The sequence below is a fragment of the Corynebacterium meitnerae genome (genome assembly GCF_027570075.1).
Classification (GTDB): Bacteria; Actinomycetota; Actinomycetes; order Mycobacteriales; family Mycobacteriaceae; genus Corynebacterium; species Corynebacterium meitnerae.
Map to the genome: position 1 here is coordinate 1 of NZ_JAKMUS010000002.1, position 15,715 is coordinate 15,715.

Consider the following 15,715-nt stretch of genomic DNA (forward strand, 5'->3'; position numbering starts at 1 on the left):
TTTGTCGCTTAGCCCCGGTCGGCTGTGTAAAAAATTACATCGCCGAAAATCGGCCCCAACAAAACCCCTGGTAGTGGATTTCTGTCAGGGAGTAGTTACCGCTGCAAGGTAAAATTTTACACAGGGGAGGCGCGATCTCAGAGGATCTTAGAGGCTAGAACCCCTTGGGGCCCTTTTCCGCCCACGGGTTCTTGCGGGACTGGCCGTAGCGTGCTCGAGCAGGGGCAGCCGGAGCGGGGGTAGTAGACGGCGCGGACTCATCGGGTGGGCCAGCAGCGGAGTCACCCGAGGTGCTGGTCAGGGACTCCATCTCACGCTGCTCGTCGCGGTAGCGGCGGCGTTCCCGAATCTCGGAGTAGATGAAGTAGGCCAGTCCGGCGGGGGCCATGATGCCGAAGGCGATCCACTGCAGCCCGTAGGAGAGGTGGTTTCCGCGGTCGAGCATGGGCAGCGGGATGGGGTTGAGCACACCGGGTTGGTCCGAAAGCAGCTGCGCGTAGGGGCTGACCAGGTCTTGGGAGGTGAGCTCGGCGATGTGGGCGGTGTCGATGGCTTGGACCATCGTGAAGCCTTGGTCCTCAAGCGGTGCAGTCCCCGTGGCGGGGTCGGAGGTGCGCAGCATCGCTGACAGGGTGGTGTTGCCGGTGGGCACTGGGTCCAAAGGAGGGACGCGGGTGCCACCCTCAGCGGCGGGGACCCAGCCGCGGTTGACCAGGATCGTATCGCCGGAGTCCAAGGTGAAGGCCACGAGTGATTGGAAAGCTGGCGTGCCGTCCACCGGGCGCAGGCGCAGAAGGATTTCACTGTCTGGGTTGTAGTGCCCGGTCATGGTCACGCGTGTCCATTCCTTTGACGGGGTGTATCCCGAGGCAAGAATGGTGCTCACATCAACGGGGTCCGCCTCGAACGCCGCCTCAATCCGCTGGTTCCGCTCTTTGATGTCGTGGTCTTTGTTCAGCTGCCACGGGGACAACCAGGTGATGGCAAACCAGGAGAAAGCGATGGCCAGAATGGCAGCGATGGCCCAGCCGGGGTTCAGAAAGGACTTCCACAGTGGTTGCGAGGTCTGGCTGTTCGAGGTGGTCACGGCGCTTACTCTACCCGCTCGCGGACCCAGTCCAGAATGCCGTCGGCAGCCGCTTCGATCTGCTGGCGGGTAACAGTGAATCCTTCGGGGCCGCCGTAATACGGGTCCTCCACACCAGCACCTGACGGGGAAGCAGGATCAAAGGACCGCAGCAGGCGGATCCGATCTTCGGGCACACCCCGGGCCACGAGTTCGGAGACATGGCGGGTATCTAGTGCCACGATCAGATCGGCATCCATGCGCGAGCCGCCAAACTGCGCGGCGCGGTGAGTGGAGCCGTCATAACCCGCCGCGGCAAGTTCGGCCACAGCCCGGCTATCAGCGGGGTTGCCCACGTGCCAGCCACCGATACCGGAGGAGGTGACGTGGACGGCGTGGTCAAGGGAGGCGTCGATAAGCTTCTGGCGAATGATCACTTCCGCCATGGGGGAGCGGCAAATGTTGCCTGTGCACACGAAATCGATGTGGATCATGGGGCCTCCTTTAAAGGACGTGTAGGTGACACCCAGCATGACAGCGGGGCCGGGCGCGGGCAACGCGTCCCTTAGACTTGGGTGCATGACTGAACGGACTGTCGGCGATATTGTTGCCGCGTTGGAGGAGGCGTACCCGTCGAACCTCGCGGAATCCTGGGATGCGGTGGGGCTGATCTGCGGTGACCCTGCGGAGAAGGTATCTAAGGTGGCCTTCGCGCTTGATTGCACGCAGGCGGTGGCGGATCGTGCGGTGGAATTGGGTGCGGACCTGCTGGTTGTGCACCACCCGCTGTTGATGCGCGGGGTGACCTCGGTGGCGGCGAACACGCCGAAGGGCAAGGTCATCCACACGCTGGTGCGCGGTGGATGCGCGCTGTTTGCGGCGCACACGAATGCGGATTCGGCACGGCCGGGTGTGTCTGACAAGCTTGCTGAGCTGGTGGGCATCACGGCGGGTCGCCCGATCAAGGTGGTGGATCCCAACACGACGGATCTGTGGGGCGTGCACGTGCCCGCCGCGTATTCGCGTCGCGTGATGGAGGCGCTTTTCGACGCTGGCGCAGGCTCCATCGGCAACTACTCCAACTGCAGCTTCGCGTGGGATGGTTCCGGCGGCTTCACCCCGGAGGACGGGGCGGATCCCACGGACGGTTCGGTGGGGGAGTACTACACGGCGAAGGAAACGCGCGTGCAGTTCGTCGCGCCGACAAGGCTGCGTACGCAGCTGGTCAGCGTGCTGCGTGAGGTACACCCGTATGAGGAGCCGGCGTTTGATGTGGTCACGATGGAGTACACCGGGGACATCAACACCGCCACCGGTTTGGGCCGCGTGGGTGAGCTGCCGGAGGCGATGACTTTGCGTGAGTTCACCCAGCAGGTGGCCAACGCCTTGCCGGTCACAGAGTGGGGCGTGCGCGCCGCGGGTGACCCGGATCAGATGGTGAAGAAGGTCGCTGTGTCGTCGGGGTCCGGTGATAGTTTCCTGGCGGATGTGGCTCGCCTGGGGGTGGATGTGTACGTCACGTCAGATCTGCGCCACCATCCGGTGGATGAGCACCTGCGCGCCGGCGGCCCGGCCGTCATTGACACCGCGCACTGGGCCAGCGAGTTCCCGTGGACCACGCAGGCCAGCGAAGTTGTGGCCGCGGCCTACCCGGATGTACAAACAGAGATCATCTCCCTGCGCACGGATCCGTGGACGATCTCTGCGCACGCCGATAAGTAAGGAGTTTGACCCCCATGCAGTTGGACATTGATAAGCAGCGCACCCTGCTCGCTCTCGCTGTGGCGGAGCGTAGCGCGGCGAACCCGGCTCCGACCTCCCCGGAGGAGCAGGAGCTGGCGGAGCTGTTGAAGAAGCGCCCCGGCCTGGTGAATGCGTCTGCGGCCGCGCAGCTTGCTGTGGATGATCTGGAGGCAGAGATCCTGCGTATCCAGGAGGATGAGCGCAAGCTGAAGAAGCGCGAGCTGGATGACAAGCGGCAGTTGATGGCAGAGACGGATCCGGAGCGTCGTAAGGATTTGGAGCATGACCGTTATGCGGCGAAGTCCCGCATCGCTGACCTCCTCTACGAACTTAAGGAGGCGCACGGTGAAGTCAAGGCCCTGCGCAACAACCGTGACGTGCATGGCGCGAAGCTGGATGAGCTGGACCGCAAGATCGAGGCCGCACAGCGCGCGGTGGATGCGCTGCCGGAGAAGGAGCCGGTGGACACCGACGAGCTGCGCGCGCAGCTGCCAGCCTCCATTCTGGGTGTGTACGCCACGGTGGGTGCTGCGCACTTCAACGGCCGCACGTGCGGTTCTTGCTTCATTCAGCTGCCGCCGGCTGAGCGCAATGAGGTGCTGGCCACCCCGGCTGATGAGCTGCCCACGTGCCCGAATTGTGGCACGTTGCTCGTGCGCGACAGCGAGTAGCGCATGAAAATCACGATCTACACCGACGGTGGTTCCCGCGGGAATCCGGGGGTTGCGGGTTCAGGTAGTGTGCTTTTCGACGCCTCCGGCACCACCCTCGCCGAAATCGCCTACGTCGTTGGCCAGGATGCCTCCAACAACGTGGCTGAGTACCACGGCCTGCTCCGTGGCCTTGAAGCAGCGCGGGATCTGGGGGCGACGGACGTGGAGGTCTTCATGGACTCCAAACTCGTCGTGGAGCAGATGTCCGGCCGGTGGAAGATCAAGCACCCAGACATGAAGAAGTTGGCGCTGGAGGCCCGCGACCTGGCGAAGGGTTTCCAGAGTGTGTCCTACAACTGGGTGCCGCGGGAGAAGAACAAGAAGGCCGATGAGCTGTCCAACGTGGCCATGGATGCCGCCGCGAAGGGTGCGAAGCCGGGGATCATCGATACTGGCCAGAAGCCTGAGAAACTGGAGAAAAAGAGCCACGAGGTTGCCAGCCCCGCCCACTGGCACGGCACGGATGCACCGCGCACACGCTTTGTGCTGCTGCGTCATGGCCAGACGGAGCATTCCGCGGAGAAGTGCTACAGCGGCTCCTCCGACCCACAACTGACTGAGCTGGGCTGGAAGCAGGCGCGCCGGGCAGCAGAGGCCGTGGCCAAGCTGGGGCAGATCGATCGCATCATTACGTCCCCCGCCAAGCGCACCCAGGAGACGGCGAGCGCGTGTGCGGAGGCTCTCGGCGTTGCGCCTGAGGACATTGTCACCGTGGACGGCTTCCGGGAAGTGGACTTCGGCGACTTCGAGGGCCTCACCAAGGATGAAGCGCAGGAGAAGTACCCGGAGGAATTCGCTGAGTGGCAGTCCAGCCCTATGCAGGCACCGCCGAACGGGGAATCTCTGAGCACCCTGCACCGCCGCATCACCCGCGCCCGGCTGAAGCTCCAGGAGGAGTACCAGGGCGAAACGGTCCTGGTGGTCACCCACATGAGCCCTATCAAGTCCGTCATCCGGCAGGCGCTGGAATCCGGCCCGAATACGTTTAGCCACGTGTTCTTAGACCTCGCCTCCATCTCCATCATTGAGTTTTATGGGGAGATGGGCGTGGTGCGCTGCGTCAATGACGTCGCTCACTTCCGCTAACCGGCCCGCGCGGAGTACAGTTACTGGCTGCGAGTGAGTCGGCCGGGTGATCGCGGCGTCCTGTACCGCCACGTATGTGGGCAGGCAGGGGTCGAGGAAAGTCCGGACTCCACAGGGCACGGTGGTTGTTAACGGCAACCCGGGGCAACCCGCGGGAAAGTGCAACAGAGAGTAGACCGCCCGGGCAACCGGGTAAGGGTGAAAGGGTGCGGTAAGAGCGCACCGGCGGCGGTGGTGACACAGCCGGCCAGGTAAACCCCACCGGGAGCAAGGCAAGAGCCGCTGCCTTTATGGCAGCGGTTGTCGGATGTTAAGGCGGCCCGCTAAGTCCGAAGGTAGCTGCTTGAGGTGCCCAGTAATGGTCGCCCTAGATGGATGATCACCACCTCCACGTGGTTCACGTGGAGAGACAGAATCCGGCTCATAGGCCGACTCACTCGCCCAGTTTCTGCCAGAATTGGCCGACATGAAGCTTTACGCAGCGCCGCTTGATTTCCGCCCGATCGCCGAAGAGTTCAAGGTGCCCACGGATTTCGCGCCTGAGTTGCACGAGGCAGCTGCGAGTGCCACGGACAGGTACGCCGATGTGCGTATCGACGCCCGCTCCATCCCCCTCGTCACCATCGACCCCGCAGGCTCGAAGGACCTTGACCAGGCAGTGGCCATCGAACGTCGGAGTGACGGTTTCCGCGTCCACTACGCCATCGCGGATGTAGCCGCGTTCATTGAGCCGGGGGACGTGATTCACCGGGAATCGCTCATGCGTGGGCAGACGATGTACCTGCCGGATGAACCCGCGCGGTTGCATCCGGAGGAGTTGAGTGAGGGGGCGGCATCGCTGCTGGCGGACGTCGATAGGCCAGCTGTGCTGTGGACCTTCGACCTGGACTCGGATGGTGAGATTGAGTCCGTGGACCTTGTCCGCGCGATGGTGCATTCGGTGGCGCGCTTGGATTATGACGGTGTGCAGGCGGACCTTGAGGCGGGGCAGCTGCATTCCTCGATTGAGCTGTTGCCGGAAGTGGGGGAGTTGCGGGCGGCGTCTTCGTTGCGCAGAAAAGCAATCAACCTGCGCGTGCCATCCGTGCGTGTGCGGGAAGGCGAGGGCGATGAGTACGAGCTCATCATCGAGCCGCGCCACAAAGTGATGGACTACAACTCGGAGATCTCCCTGCTCACCGGTATGGCGGCGGGGCAGATGATGCAGGCGGCAGGCACGGGCTTTCTGCGCACCCTGCGACCGGCGGAAGAAAGCGCTGAACGCGTCTTCCGCTCGGAAGCGTGGGCGCTGGGCTACGCGCTGGACCACGACAGCGACATTGGCTCCTTCTTGCACACCGTCGACGCGGATACCCCGCGCGGCATGGCCATCATGCGCGAAGCCCAGAAGCTTCTGCGCGGTGCAGGCTACGTGGATCTGTCCAAGAAGGACCCCGAGGTCCACGCTGGTATTGGCGGCTACTACTCGCACGTGACCGCGCCGTTGCGCCGCCTGGTGGACCGCTATGCCACGGAAGTGTGTCTCGCGCTGAGCACTGGATCTGAGATCCCGCAGTGGGTGAGCGATGATGCGCCGACGGTGCTGAAAACCATGATGCGCACGAATCAGCTGGCAAGCACCGTGGATCGGGCCTGCCTCAACCTCACGGAGGCCACCGTGCTGCAGCCGTGGGTGGGGCACAACTTCCAGGCCGTAATCATGCAGACGAATGAAAAGGCAGATACCGCCCGCGTGTTCATCCTGGACCCGCCGGTGCTGGCTGAATGCTCAGGCCAGCCGGCGGAAGCAACGGAGACGATGCTCTCCCTCATCCACGCCAACCCGCAGGAGCGTGAGGTGCTGTTTGCCTGGCCGGCGGACTAGCTCTCCACCTGTGCTGGCGTTCCCTGGGTGATCTCCAGGACGGCGAGGCCATCTGCAGCCAGATCCGCGATCAGATTGTCCGCGGACTTCTCCGGCACATACGCGATGACCGCCTGTGACATTCCGGCTGCTGCCGGACGGGCTGCGCGCACACCGCGTAGCGTGAGCAATTCCACCAGCTGGTCCGGCACAGGAAGACCAGGGGTCTGGGCGGGGGTGCCGATGATGGCAAAGAAATCATCCCCATGCATAGAACGCAGCGCCTTCGCGGCGAGTGCGGACTGGTTCGTCTCCGTCTCACTGAACGCCACCCACGCGCGCGCCGCATCCAACGACGGTGCGGAATCCATGCCGTGCACCTGGTGGCGGGCATCAACCCACTCCACCACGCGCTCAGCCGCATCCGGCAGCTGACGCAGGGAGGACACCCCGAAATTCGCGCAGGCCTCATCGATGAACTCGCGGCCCTTTGATACGGATTCAGCCTTATCGACGAATGCCTCCCCAAACCCTGCCCCCACCGCAACGATCCGCACCCCTTCACGCGCCGGGTGCGGTGCCTGGGTCAAGGAACCATCGGCATAATCGATAACGGATACCTTCTCACTCGACCCGCGCAGCGCAGCCGAGTGACGGGCACGCAGCACCGGCACATCAGAGAATGTCTTCGCGGACTGGGACGAGATTTCTGCCAGGCGGGTGCGCAGGGGAGCGGTATCAATATCCGCATCCTCGGCGAGCAGTGCCAAGCACAGCGCCGCGTCCGTTGCGTGCAGCGCGCCTAGCCCCGAACCCAACGGGATGTCCGAAACCACCGTGATGTCTAGCCCCGCCGTGTCGCGGGAGAGCATCTGGCGCCCGATCAAGGTGTGCACCACACCGCCGAGGCGGACAGCCACACCATGAGGCGGTTCGGCCTGCGGTGCCGGTTCTTCCTCAGCGGCAAAAGAACTAAAGGCGGAATCACTTAGCTGCGCCAACTGGGCTGTTTCCACCTCACCAGTGATGTCCTGGCCAGCAAAATCCGCGTGCACCGCGATCGTCTTGTCAGTCCGCGGGCTCACCGCCACAGCGGCGCGCACACCCGCCAACCCCACGACGGTGACACCACCAAAGTGGTCCGCATTCTCACCGATCACCATGAACGTGCCCGGCGCACTGGCGACATGGTGTGGAGCATTTCCCGTGACACTCCGGTGCAGCTCCTCCACGCGGGTGGCGGCGGGGGTCTGCGGTGCGGTCCACACAGGCATGGATGACGTCCTTCTGCTCGGCTTCAAATTACAGCCACAACAGTACCAACGCCCCATGTAGCCTTTGGGGTGAAGTACGCGGGGGATGCCCGCGACAAGTAAGGAGCGGACAATGGCAGACGAGAAATTCTATTTTGACCCCACCACCCACGAGGTCACCCAAGGGAAAGAAACCTCCTGGGATAACCGCATGGGCCCCTACGACACCCGCGAAGAAGCCGAGCGCGCCCTGGAAAAGGTCGCCGAGCGCAACAAGCAGGCCGAAGCCCAAGACGAGGCGGATGATGACTGGGGCGAACCCGCCTCGTGGGACAAGTAACCCCGCGACTAGTCCTTTTTCGGGCCTAGCTTCTTGAAGGCCTTCTGCACCTTCGCGAGCGCCTTCGGGTACTTCTTCAACGCCTTGTCACCGCGCTCGATTTCGTGCTGGTAGAGCATGCCGTAGGTGAATGTGTCCTCACCGTGGCGGCGTGCACGCGCGGTGAGCTTGTCTAAGCGCTGGCGGGTCGCCACGGAATCTTGGTACTCGCCGAGGATGTCTTGGGCCTTGGCGCAGGCCTTGGTCAACTTCTTTGTGTCCAGGTCAGAAGCCTGGGCGGCCACGGCGCAGTAGCGCAGTTTCTTCACGGCCTTGCGCACGTCGTGGAGAGACTCCGCTCGGTCCTGCCAGGTGGGAGCTGCATCGGTAGCCCGCTCAAGCCGGGTGAGCACCTTCGCATACGCCGCGGACAGGTGCTCAAAGAGGATGTCGGCCGGGCTGCCATCCTCGGTGCCAGAGAGGGGAGGGGTGGCGAGGAGGGCATCGACATCGTCGAGAAGCTGCACATAGCGCGGCGAATCGAGGGCCTTCACGATGCGCTTGTGGGCGCGCTCGTACTTGCGGCGCATGGTGCTGCGGATGTGCTCGGCGGCGATGGGGTCGACCATGCCGGAATCGTCGGCGTCGAGCTGCGTCAGCAGGCGTTCCTCGATGACCTCCGCATCGCGGGCAGCCCCCAGCAAATCAGCGAGCTGCTTCAGCTCGGCTTCGAGGGGCCGCACCTGTGATTGATCGAGGATCCCCTCGAAGGTAGACAGGAGGCTGCGCATCTCACGGGTGGCCACGCGCATCTGGTGGACCGAATCCGGCTCATCCAAGCGCACCTTCGGATCGTGGTCTACGAGCTTGTTGCGCTGAGCGCGCAGCGCCTCAACGACGACGCGGACCGGGGAATCGGGCGCGAGCTGCTCAAACACCGACGTGTCCATGTGGGGTGGGGCTGGGGCGTCATTCACTGAATCGCCCAAGGCTGTTGCGAGCTTGGAGGGGAACTCTGCTTCGCGTGCGCCCTCGTTCAACAACAAAGAGGTGGCCTCGTGCAAGAGTGCAGCGCCGCCTAGGGTCTCATTCACAGCGGAGGTGAGTTCCACCTCCCACTCGCGCCAGGTGGTCTGCTGGCCACCGGGCAGGAAGGACTCGGCGGTAACGTGATCGTCGCAAAACTCGGCGATAGCCACGCCATCGGCGTTGAGGATATTGACCTCCATGCGCTTGTTATCCACCTGCGCGATGGGGATAAGCGGCTCATCGCGCACGATTGCGCGCACCGCGCTGAGTAGCTGCTCCGGCGGGGTATCAGCATCACCCAACGGTGCGTGGAGCTCCGTCCGCCCAATATCGGCGGGCAGTTTGATGTGCCACCCGTCATCCTTACCGCCGGTGCGGCGTCGCAGAGTGATCTTCGCCCGGGTCAGGCGCAGATCGGCTGTGTCGTGGTAGATGGCTGACAGGCTGTGGTGGGCTGGCTCGCTGAGAGATTCAGCAGCAGTGAGCTGGGTGAGGTCCGGAACAGCAGTTGCTTCATCGACGGCAAACTTGGCCTCAACCTCAAGGGCCTCAAGGTAGCTTTCGGAGCTCATGGGAATGTGCGTCCTTCTGTTCTTGCGGGGTGTGGGGGCTCACCACACAGTTTACTCCGCACACGAGGCGCATCAGCGGGGGCAAAAGCGGTGGCACATCCACACTTCCTCCCACGCCGGAACTACATTGGGAAGGCATGAACAGCCAACAAGAAAACGTCCTGCGCGAGGTCGAAGAGCGGGATATCCGCTTCATCCGTCTGTGGTTCACCGACTTGTTCGGGGCGCTGAAGACAGTGATGATGTCGCCGGCCGAATTGGAAACAGCGTTTGATGAAGGTGTTGGCTTCGATGGCTCGTCCATCGAAGGGTTCTCCCGTGTCTCCGAGTCGGACACGCTGCTGCTGCCGGACCCCTCCACGTTCCAGCCGTTGCCTTTCGACGCAGACGATGGGCTGCAAACGGCGCGCATGTTCTGTGACATCTCCATGCCGGACGGCAAGCCGCTGTACGCGGACCCGCGCCAGGTGCTGCGCCGTCAGCTGAACAAGGCGGCGGAGGCCGGCTTTGAGTGCGTGGCCAGCCCGGAGATTGAGTTCTATGCCCTGACCGGTGGGGAGGATCCCCGGCCGGTAGACGATGGCGGCTATTTCGATCAGGCGAAGCAGAATGCGGCGCCGCGGTTCCGCAGACAAGCAATTTCAGCGCTTGAATACATGGGCATTGCTACAGAGTTCTCCCACCATGAGGGCTCGCCGGGGCAGCAGGAGATTGATCTGCGGCATACGGATGCGCTGACAATGGCGGATAACATCATCGCGTTCCGCTACGTGGTGAAGACAGTGGCGGAGGCCAACGGCATTCTGGCAACGTTTATGCCCAAGCCTTTCCGCGAGCACAACGGTTCGGCGATGCACACGCACTTCTCCCTCTTTGAAGGTGAGGAGAATGCGTTCCACGATCCGGATGATGAGTACTCGCTGTCCACCACCGCCCGCCAGTTCATCGCGGGAGTGATCGAGCACGCGAATGAGATCTCCGCGGTGACCAACCAGTGGGTGAACTCGTACAAGCGCCTGCAGTTCGGGTCGGAAGCGCCGACCGCGGCAACGTGGGGCGTGTCTAACCGTTCCGCGATGGTGCGGGTGCCCACGTATCGCCTGCACAAGAGTGCTTCTCGACGCATCGAGGTCCGCACCATCGACTCCGCCGCCAACCCGTACCTGGCTTTCGCGGCGATCTTCGCGGCCGGGCTGGATGGCATTGACAAGGGCCTCGAGCTTGGTGAGCCCGCGGTGGACGACGTGTTTGCACTCACCCGGCGCGAGCGACGCGCGATGGGGTACAAGGATCTGCCGGGCTCCCTCGATGAGGCCCTGCGTGCACTGGAGAAATCCGAGTTCATGGCGGAGGTCTTGGGCGAGCAGGTCTTTGAATTCTTCCTGCGCTCCAAGTGGGATGAGTGGCATGCCTACGAGGATCAGATCACCCCGTGGGAACTGGCTAACAACCTCAACCTCTAAGGGGGGGAAAGATGGCGCGTAAGAAGTCTCCGTCGCCGGCACAGTTGGCGTTGACCGGGAAGACAGCCGCCGAGGATCTGGAGCGGTTGGGCTGGAGCGATGATGATGTGCTGTACACCCTAGGCGGCTCGGGCAATCCGGATAACACGCTGAACACGGCGTTCCGCCTGGCCGAGGCCCTGGGGGATCAGTACGAGGAGCTGCGCCAAGCGCTTATCAGCGATGAGGTCTTACGCGTCCGCCTCTTCGCCCTGCTGGGCGGGTCTACTGCGCTGGGCGACCACTTGGTGGCCCACCCAGAGGAATGGAAGCTGCTGGCGGAGCCACTGCCCACCACGAGCGAGATCTTCCAGATCATGCTGGGGGCGGTTCATGCGCAGCCGGAGCCGGAGGACCCCACCGCAACGACAGACTTGGATCGGCCGGGTACGTACCGCGCAGCCATCACGGGCCTTGATGCGAAGAAGGCGTTGAAGAGCACCTACCGCACTTTGGTCATGCGCGTTGCCGCGGCGGATCTGGCTGGCACCTATTCCGCGTTCAAGGGATACGGCGCTGATCAGCCGGTCTTAGGCTACAGCGAGGTCACGGAGTTGCTCACCACCATCGCGGATGCCGCGCTGACAGCCGCGCTGTCCGTCGCGGTGCGTTCGGTGTGTGGGGATGAGCCGATGAATGGCACGCTCGCTGTCATCGCCATGGGCAAGTGTGGTGCGCGGGAGCTGAACTACATCTCAGACGTCGACGTCATTTTTGTCGCGGAGCCGGCGGATGCGCAGGCGACGAAGATTGCTAGCGAGTTTACGTCGATAGGCACTGCTGCCTTCTTCGACGTGGACCCGAACCTGCGGCCGGAAGGCAAGTCCGGCGCGCTGGTGCGCACTCTCGAATCCCATGAGAAGTACTACAAGCGCTGGGCCGAAACCTGGGAGTTCCAGGCGCTGCTCAAGGCCCGCCCGATGACGGGTGACATGGAGCTGGGGCAGGCGTACCGCGAGAAGCTGAAGCCGATGGTGTGGGAGTCCTCCCAGCGCGATTCCTTCGTCGAAGACGTGCAGGCAATGCGTCGCCGCGTGCTGTCGAATGTGCCGGAGGACATGCGCGCGCGTGAGCTCAAGCTCGGCCAGGGAGGCCTGCGCGATGTGGAATTTGCGGTGCAGCTCCTGCAGCTCGTGCATGGGCGTATCGACGCCACCCTGCGCACCAAAAACACCATCGAGTCCATCCAGGCCCTCTCCGATGGCGGTTACATCGGCCGCGAAGATGCCGTGCACCTCATCGAGGCATATGAGTTCTTGCGGCTGCTGGAACACCGCCTCCAACTTCATCGCTTCCGGCGCACGCACACGTTGCCGGAAGATGATGATGCTGCGAATCGCCGTTGGCTGGCGCTGACCTCCGGCTTCATTTCCTCGCCGACGTTGTCTGCGGTGGATGAGATGGATGCCCGCCTGAAGGTGGAGCGCAAGAAGATCTCGGACCTGCACTCGCGGTTGTTCTACCGCCCGCTGCTGAATTCGATTGCGGGGATGAGTGTGGGGGAGGCGTCGCTCAGCAAGGATGCGGCAGTCTCGCAGCTTAAGGCGCTGGGCTACACGCACCCGGCGCGCGCATACCAGCACCTGTCCGCGCTGGTGAAAGGCACTTCCCGCAAGGCGAAGCTGCAGGCGATTCTTTTGCCCACGCTGCTGGTGTGGCTGGGGGAGACCGCGGATCCGGATGCCGGTCTGCTCAACTACCGCAAGCTGTCGGATGCGGCGCAGGATCGTTCGTGGTTCTTGCGCATGCTTCGCGACGAAGGCGTGGTCGGCGAACGCCTCATGCACATCCTGGGCACGTCCCCGTATGCGGCGAACCTCATCATTTCCGCACCCGATGTGGTGAAGCAGCTTGGCGATGGCGCAACGCAGCCGAAACTCCTCGACCCCGAGCCGGACCGGGTGTACAAGGCGCTGATCGCGGCGTCGAAACGCCATGCGGACCCCGATAAGGCGGTGAGCGTTGCTCGATCCCTGCGACGGGCGGAGCTGGCCCGCATTGCTTCAGCTGATTTGCTGGGCATGATGAATGTCCGCGAGGTCTGTGACCAGCTGTCGTGGGTGTGGAATGCCGTGTTGGAAGCCGGCCTGCGGGCCGAGGTGCGCGCTGATCTGCTTGAGCGCGGCGTCGAAGAGCCACTGGCCCGCATCGCCGTCATTGGCATGGGTCGCCTCGGTGGGGCGGAACTGGGCTACGGCTCAGACGCGGACGTGATGATCGTGGCTGAGCCAAGCGAAGGCGTAGATGAAGTAGAAGCGCTGGCGTGGGCCGCCAAGATCATTGACCAACTACGCAAGCGCCTGTCCAAGCCTTCGGATGACCCACCGCTGGAAGTGGATCTGGGTCTGCGGCCCGAGGGGCGGTCCGGCCCCGTTGTACGCACCATTGCTTCGTATAAGCGCTACTACCAAGAGTGGGGCGAGGTATGGGAGCAGCAGGCACTACTGCGCGCCACCTACATTGCCGGTGATGCGGAGGTGGGGGAGGAATTCCTCCACAGCATTGACCCGTTCCGCTACCCGGCTGGGGGTGCCACCGAGGCAGAGATCCGGGAGATCCGCCGCATCAAAGCCCGCGTGGACAACGAGCGCCTGCCCCGCAACGCGGACCGCGCCACCCACACCAAACTCGGTCGTGGTGCCTTGACGGATATCGAGTGGACCGTGCAGTTGCTCACCATGATGCACGCGGATACCTACCCGGAACTGCACAACACCTCCACGCTGGAGGTCCTGGACTTCCTGGTCACCGACGCGGCCGCTGACATCATCGACCCCGCGCAGGCACGCACGCTCATGGATGCCTGGTTGCTGGCCACAGCAGCACGCAACGCGCTCGTCCTGGTCACGGGTAAACGCACTGATCAACTACCTGGTCCTGGTGCTCAGCTCAACCAGGTCGCCGGTGCCGCGGGGTATGACCCGCATGATGCACAAGCGTTCCTCGACCACTACCTGAAAGTCACGCGCCGGGCGCACCGCGTGGTGGAGGAAGTGTTCTGGGGTGAAGAGCCGTCCTTTGAGTATGACTGAGTCTGACTAGCCCTGGCTTACTCCGGGGGGCGGTATGGCCGAAGGTGTGATCCACGCACGCTAGACTCCTAGGGGTGGATTACATCTCAACGCGTGATACGACCAAGACCCCGCACCGATTCACCGACATCCTGTTGTCTGGCCTAGCACCGGATGGAGGGTTGTACGTGCCGGTTGCGTACCCGCGCATCACGGAAGAGAAACTCGCCGAGTGGCGCGGTGTGCTCGCCGAAGGTGGATACCCGGCACTGGCCGCCGAGGTGGTCAAGCTTTTTGTCAACGACATCCCACCGGCCAAGGTTGAGCAGCTCACCGCCGCCGCTTACCGCACCCCGGTGTTCAGCACCGAGGAGATCGTCCCCGTCAGCGAGCTCGAGGACGGCATTTACCTCGCCCACCTGTCCGAAGGCCCGACCGCTGCGTTCAAGGACATGGCCATGCAGCTGCTCGGCGAGCTCTTTGAGTTTGAGCTCGCGCGCCGGGAGGAAACCCTCAACATTTTGGGCGCCACCTCCGGCGATACGGGTTCGTCCGCGGAGTACGCCATGCGTGGCCGCGACAACATCAACGTGTTCATGCTCACCCCAGCTGGCCGCATGACCCCGTTCCAGCAGGCGCAGATGTTTGGTCTGAATGAGCCGAACATCTTCAACATCGCGCTCGATGGCGTTTTCGACGACTGCCAGGACGTCGTCAAAGAAGTCAACGCCGACGCTGCGTTCAAGTCCAAGCACCACATCGGCGCTGTGAACTCCATTAACTGGGCACGCCTGCTCGCGCAGACGATCTACTACATTTCCTCCTACCTCAAGATCACGTCGCCTCCTGCTCCGGGGGAGCAGCCGCAGCAGGTGTCCTTCTGCGTTCCCACCGGCAATTTCGGAGACATTTGCGCTGGGCATATTGTGAAGCAGATGGGGTTGCCCGTCGATAAGCTTATTGTGGCGACGAACGAGAATGACGTGCTCCACGAGTTCTTCAGCACGGGCCAGTACCGCCCGCGTTCCTCTGAGGAAACGCAGGCGACGTCCTCTCCGTCGATGGACATCTCCCGCGCATCCAACTTCGAGCGTTTCATCTTCGATGTGCTCGAGCGCGATGCCGCGCAGACCAAGGACCTCTTCGGCGTGCAGGTGAAAGCCGGGGGCTTTGAGCTTGACGACGATGTCATGGCACACATCCGCGACCACTACGGCTTCCTGTCAGGGAGTTCTACGCACGCTGATCGCATTTCGACGATTCGAGACACCCACGCTAACCAGTCCACCCTCGTCGACCCGCACACAGCTGACGGCGTCTTTGTTGCCCGCGGCCTGAAGGATCAGGTGGATACCCCGATTGTGGTTCTGGAGACTGCGCTGCCGGTGAAGTTCTCGGAGACGATCATTGAGGCAACTGGCCAGGAACCGGACGTTCCGGAACGTTTCGCTGGCATCATGGACGCTGACCGCCACGTGGTGGACATGCCCAACGATGCGCAGGTAGTCAAAGAGTACATTGCCAGCAAGACCGGCAATGCCACCACGACTGACTGAGTAGTGATCAAGTAAGGAGCAC

The 15,715-nt window shown here is 63.1% G+C and carries 12 protein-coding genes and 1 other RNA gene; 9 read left to right on the forward strand and 4 right to left on the reverse strand.

What is annotated here, in order from left to right:
* Positions 1-154: 154 nt before the first annotated feature.
* Both L8U60_RS01550 and L8U60_RS01555 read right to left on the reverse strand, forming a co-directional pair.
* Positions 155-1,087 carry an SURF1 family cytochrome oxidase biogenesis protein gene (locus L8U60_RS01550; protein WP_269964637.1) on the reverse strand — a complete coding sequence of 311 codons (933 nt, stop codon included), beginning with the start codon at positions 1,085-1,087 and terminating at the stop codon, positions 155-157.
* Positions 1,088-1,092: 5 nt separating this feature from the next.
* A complete protein-coding gene (locus L8U60_RS01555) occupies positions 1,093-1,560 on the reverse strand; it encodes a low molecular weight protein-tyrosine-phosphatase (RefSeq protein WP_269964638.1) in 468 nt (155 codons plus the stop codon).
* An 85-nt stretch (positions 1,561-1,645) separates the two neighbouring features.
* Here L8U60_RS01555 and L8U60_RS01560 point away from each other — a divergent pair, with 85 nt between their 5' ends.
* The 5 genes from L8U60_RS01560 (at position 1,646) to L8U60_RS01580 (ending at position 6,472) form a co-directional block, all read left to right on the forward strand.
* Positions 1,646-2,788, forward strand: coding sequence for a Nif3-like dinuclear metal center hexameric protein (locus L8U60_RS01560; RefSeq protein ID WP_269964639.1), 1,143 nt, complete (start codon positions 1,646-1,648; stop codon positions 2,786-2,788).
* Positions 2,789-2,802: 14 nt separating this feature from the next.
* On the forward strand, positions 2,803-3,480 hold the full coding sequence (locus L8U60_RS01565; protein WP_269964640.1) for a zinc ribbon domain-containing protein: 678 nt from the start codon (positions 2,803-2,805) through the stop codon (positions 3,478-3,480).
* 3 nt (positions 3,481-3,483) lie between these two features.
* The gene (locus tag L8U60_RS01570; protein ID WP_269964641.1) at positions 3,484-4,608 is read left to right on the forward strand and encodes a bifunctional RNase H/acid phosphatase; all 1,125 of its coding nucleotides are present in this window, start codon (positions 3,484-3,486) and stop codon (positions 4,606-4,608) included.
* A gap of 34 nt (positions 4,609-4,642) precedes the next feature.
* Positions 4,643-5,048, forward strand: an RNA gene (gene rnpB / locus L8U60_RS01575) — RNase P RNA component class A.
* Between the two features lie 26 nt (positions 5,049-5,074).
* Positions 5,075-6,472, forward strand: coding sequence for an RNB domain-containing ribonuclease (locus L8U60_RS01580; protein WP_269964642.1), 1,398 nt, complete (start codon positions 5,075-5,077; stop codon positions 6,470-6,472).
* Here L8U60_RS01580 and L8U60_RS01585 read toward each other — a convergent pair.
* The gene (locus L8U60_RS01585; protein WP_269964643.1) at positions 6,469-7,725 is read right to left on the reverse strand and encodes a galactokinase family protein; all 1,257 of its coding nucleotides are present in this window, start codon (positions 7,723-7,725) and stop codon (positions 6,469-6,471) included. The two genes, L8U60_RS01580 and L8U60_RS01585, sit on opposite strands and share 4 nt — an antisense overlap.
* A 112-nt stretch (positions 7,726-7,837) precedes the next feature.
* Between L8U60_RS01585 and L8U60_RS01590 the strand changes: the two genes are divergently transcribed.
* Entirely contained in the window at positions 7,838-8,044 is a 207-nt protein-coding gene (locus L8U60_RS01590) for an SPOR domain-containing protein (RefSeq protein WP_269964644.1), read from the forward strand.
* An 8-nt stretch (positions 8,045-8,052) separates the two neighbouring features.
* Here the strand turns inward: L8U60_RS01590 and L8U60_RS01595 are convergent, their stop codons facing one another.
* A complete protein-coding gene (locus L8U60_RS01595; protein WP_269964645.1) occupies positions 8,053-9,624 on the reverse strand; it encodes a CYTH and CHAD domain-containing protein in 1,572 nt (523 codons plus the stop codon).
* A 137-nt stretch (positions 9,625-9,761) separates the two neighbouring features.
* Here L8U60_RS01595 and L8U60_RS01600 point away from each other — a divergent pair, with 137 nt between their 5' ends.
* The 3 genes from L8U60_RS01600 (at position 9,762) to thrC (ending at position 15,693) form a co-directional block, all read left to right on the forward strand.
* Positions 9,762-11,087, forward strand: coding sequence for a glutamine synthetase family protein (locus L8U60_RS01600; RefSeq protein ID WP_269964646.1), 1,326 nt, complete (start codon positions 9,762-9,764; stop codon positions 11,085-11,087).
* An 11-nt stretch (positions 11,088-11,098) separates the two neighbouring features.
* On the forward strand, positions 11,099-14,158 hold the full coding sequence (locus L8U60_RS01605) for a bifunctional [glutamine synthetase] adenylyltransferase/[glutamine synthetase]-adenylyl-L-tyrosine phosphorylase (RefSeq protein ID WP_269964647.1): 3,060 nt from the start codon (positions 11,099-11,101) through the stop codon (positions 14,156-14,158).
* 74 nt (positions 14,159-14,232) lie between these two features.
* A complete protein-coding gene (gene thrC / locus L8U60_RS01610) occupies positions 14,233-15,693 on the forward strand; it encodes a threonine synthase (RefSeq protein WP_269964648.1) in 1,461 nt (486 codons plus the stop codon).
* Positions 15,694-15,715 lie beyond the last annotated feature (22 nt).

Excerpts from the sequence above, each read along its gene's own strand:
- L8U60_RS01555 (WP_269964638.1), bottom strand. The coding sequence starts at position 1,560 with ATGATCCACATCGATTTCGTGTGCACAGGCAACATTTGCCGCTCCCCC.
- L8U60_RS01560 (WP_269964639.1), top strand. The coding sequence starts at position 1,646 with ATGACTGAACGGACTGTCGGCGATATTGTTGCCGCGTTGGAGGAGGCG.
- L8U60_RS01565 (WP_269964640.1), top strand. The coding sequence starts at position 2,803 with ATGCAGTTGGACATTGATAAGCAGCGCACCCTGCTCGCTCTCGCTGTG.
- L8U60_RS01570 (WP_269964641.1), top strand. The coding sequence starts at position 3,484 with ATGAAAATCACGATCTACACCGACGGTGGTTCCCGCGGGAATCCGGGG.
- L8U60_RS01580 (WP_269964642.1), top strand. The coding sequence starts at position 5,075 with ATGAAGCTTTACGCAGCGCCGCTTGATTTCCGCCCGATCGCCGAAGAG.
- L8U60_RS01585 (WP_269964643.1), bottom strand. The coding sequence starts at position 7,725 with ATGCCTGTGTGGACCGCACCGCAGACCCCCGCCGCCACCCGCGTGGAG.
- L8U60_RS01590 (WP_269964644.1), top strand. The coding sequence starts at position 7,838 with ATGGCAGACGAGAAATTCTATTTTGACCCCACCACCCACGAGGTCACC.
- L8U60_RS01595 (WP_269964645.1), bottom strand. The coding sequence starts at position 9,624 with ATGAGCTCCGAAAGCTACCTTGAGGCCCTTGAGGTTGAGGCCAAGTTT.
- L8U60_RS01600 (WP_269964646.1), top strand. The coding sequence starts at position 9,762 with ATGAACAGCCAACAAGAAAACGTCCTGCGCGAGGTCGAAGAGCGGGAT.
- L8U60_RS01605 (WP_269964647.1), top strand. The coding sequence starts at position 11,099 with ATGGCGCGTAAGAAGTCTCCGTCGCCGGCACAGTTGGCGTTGACCGGG.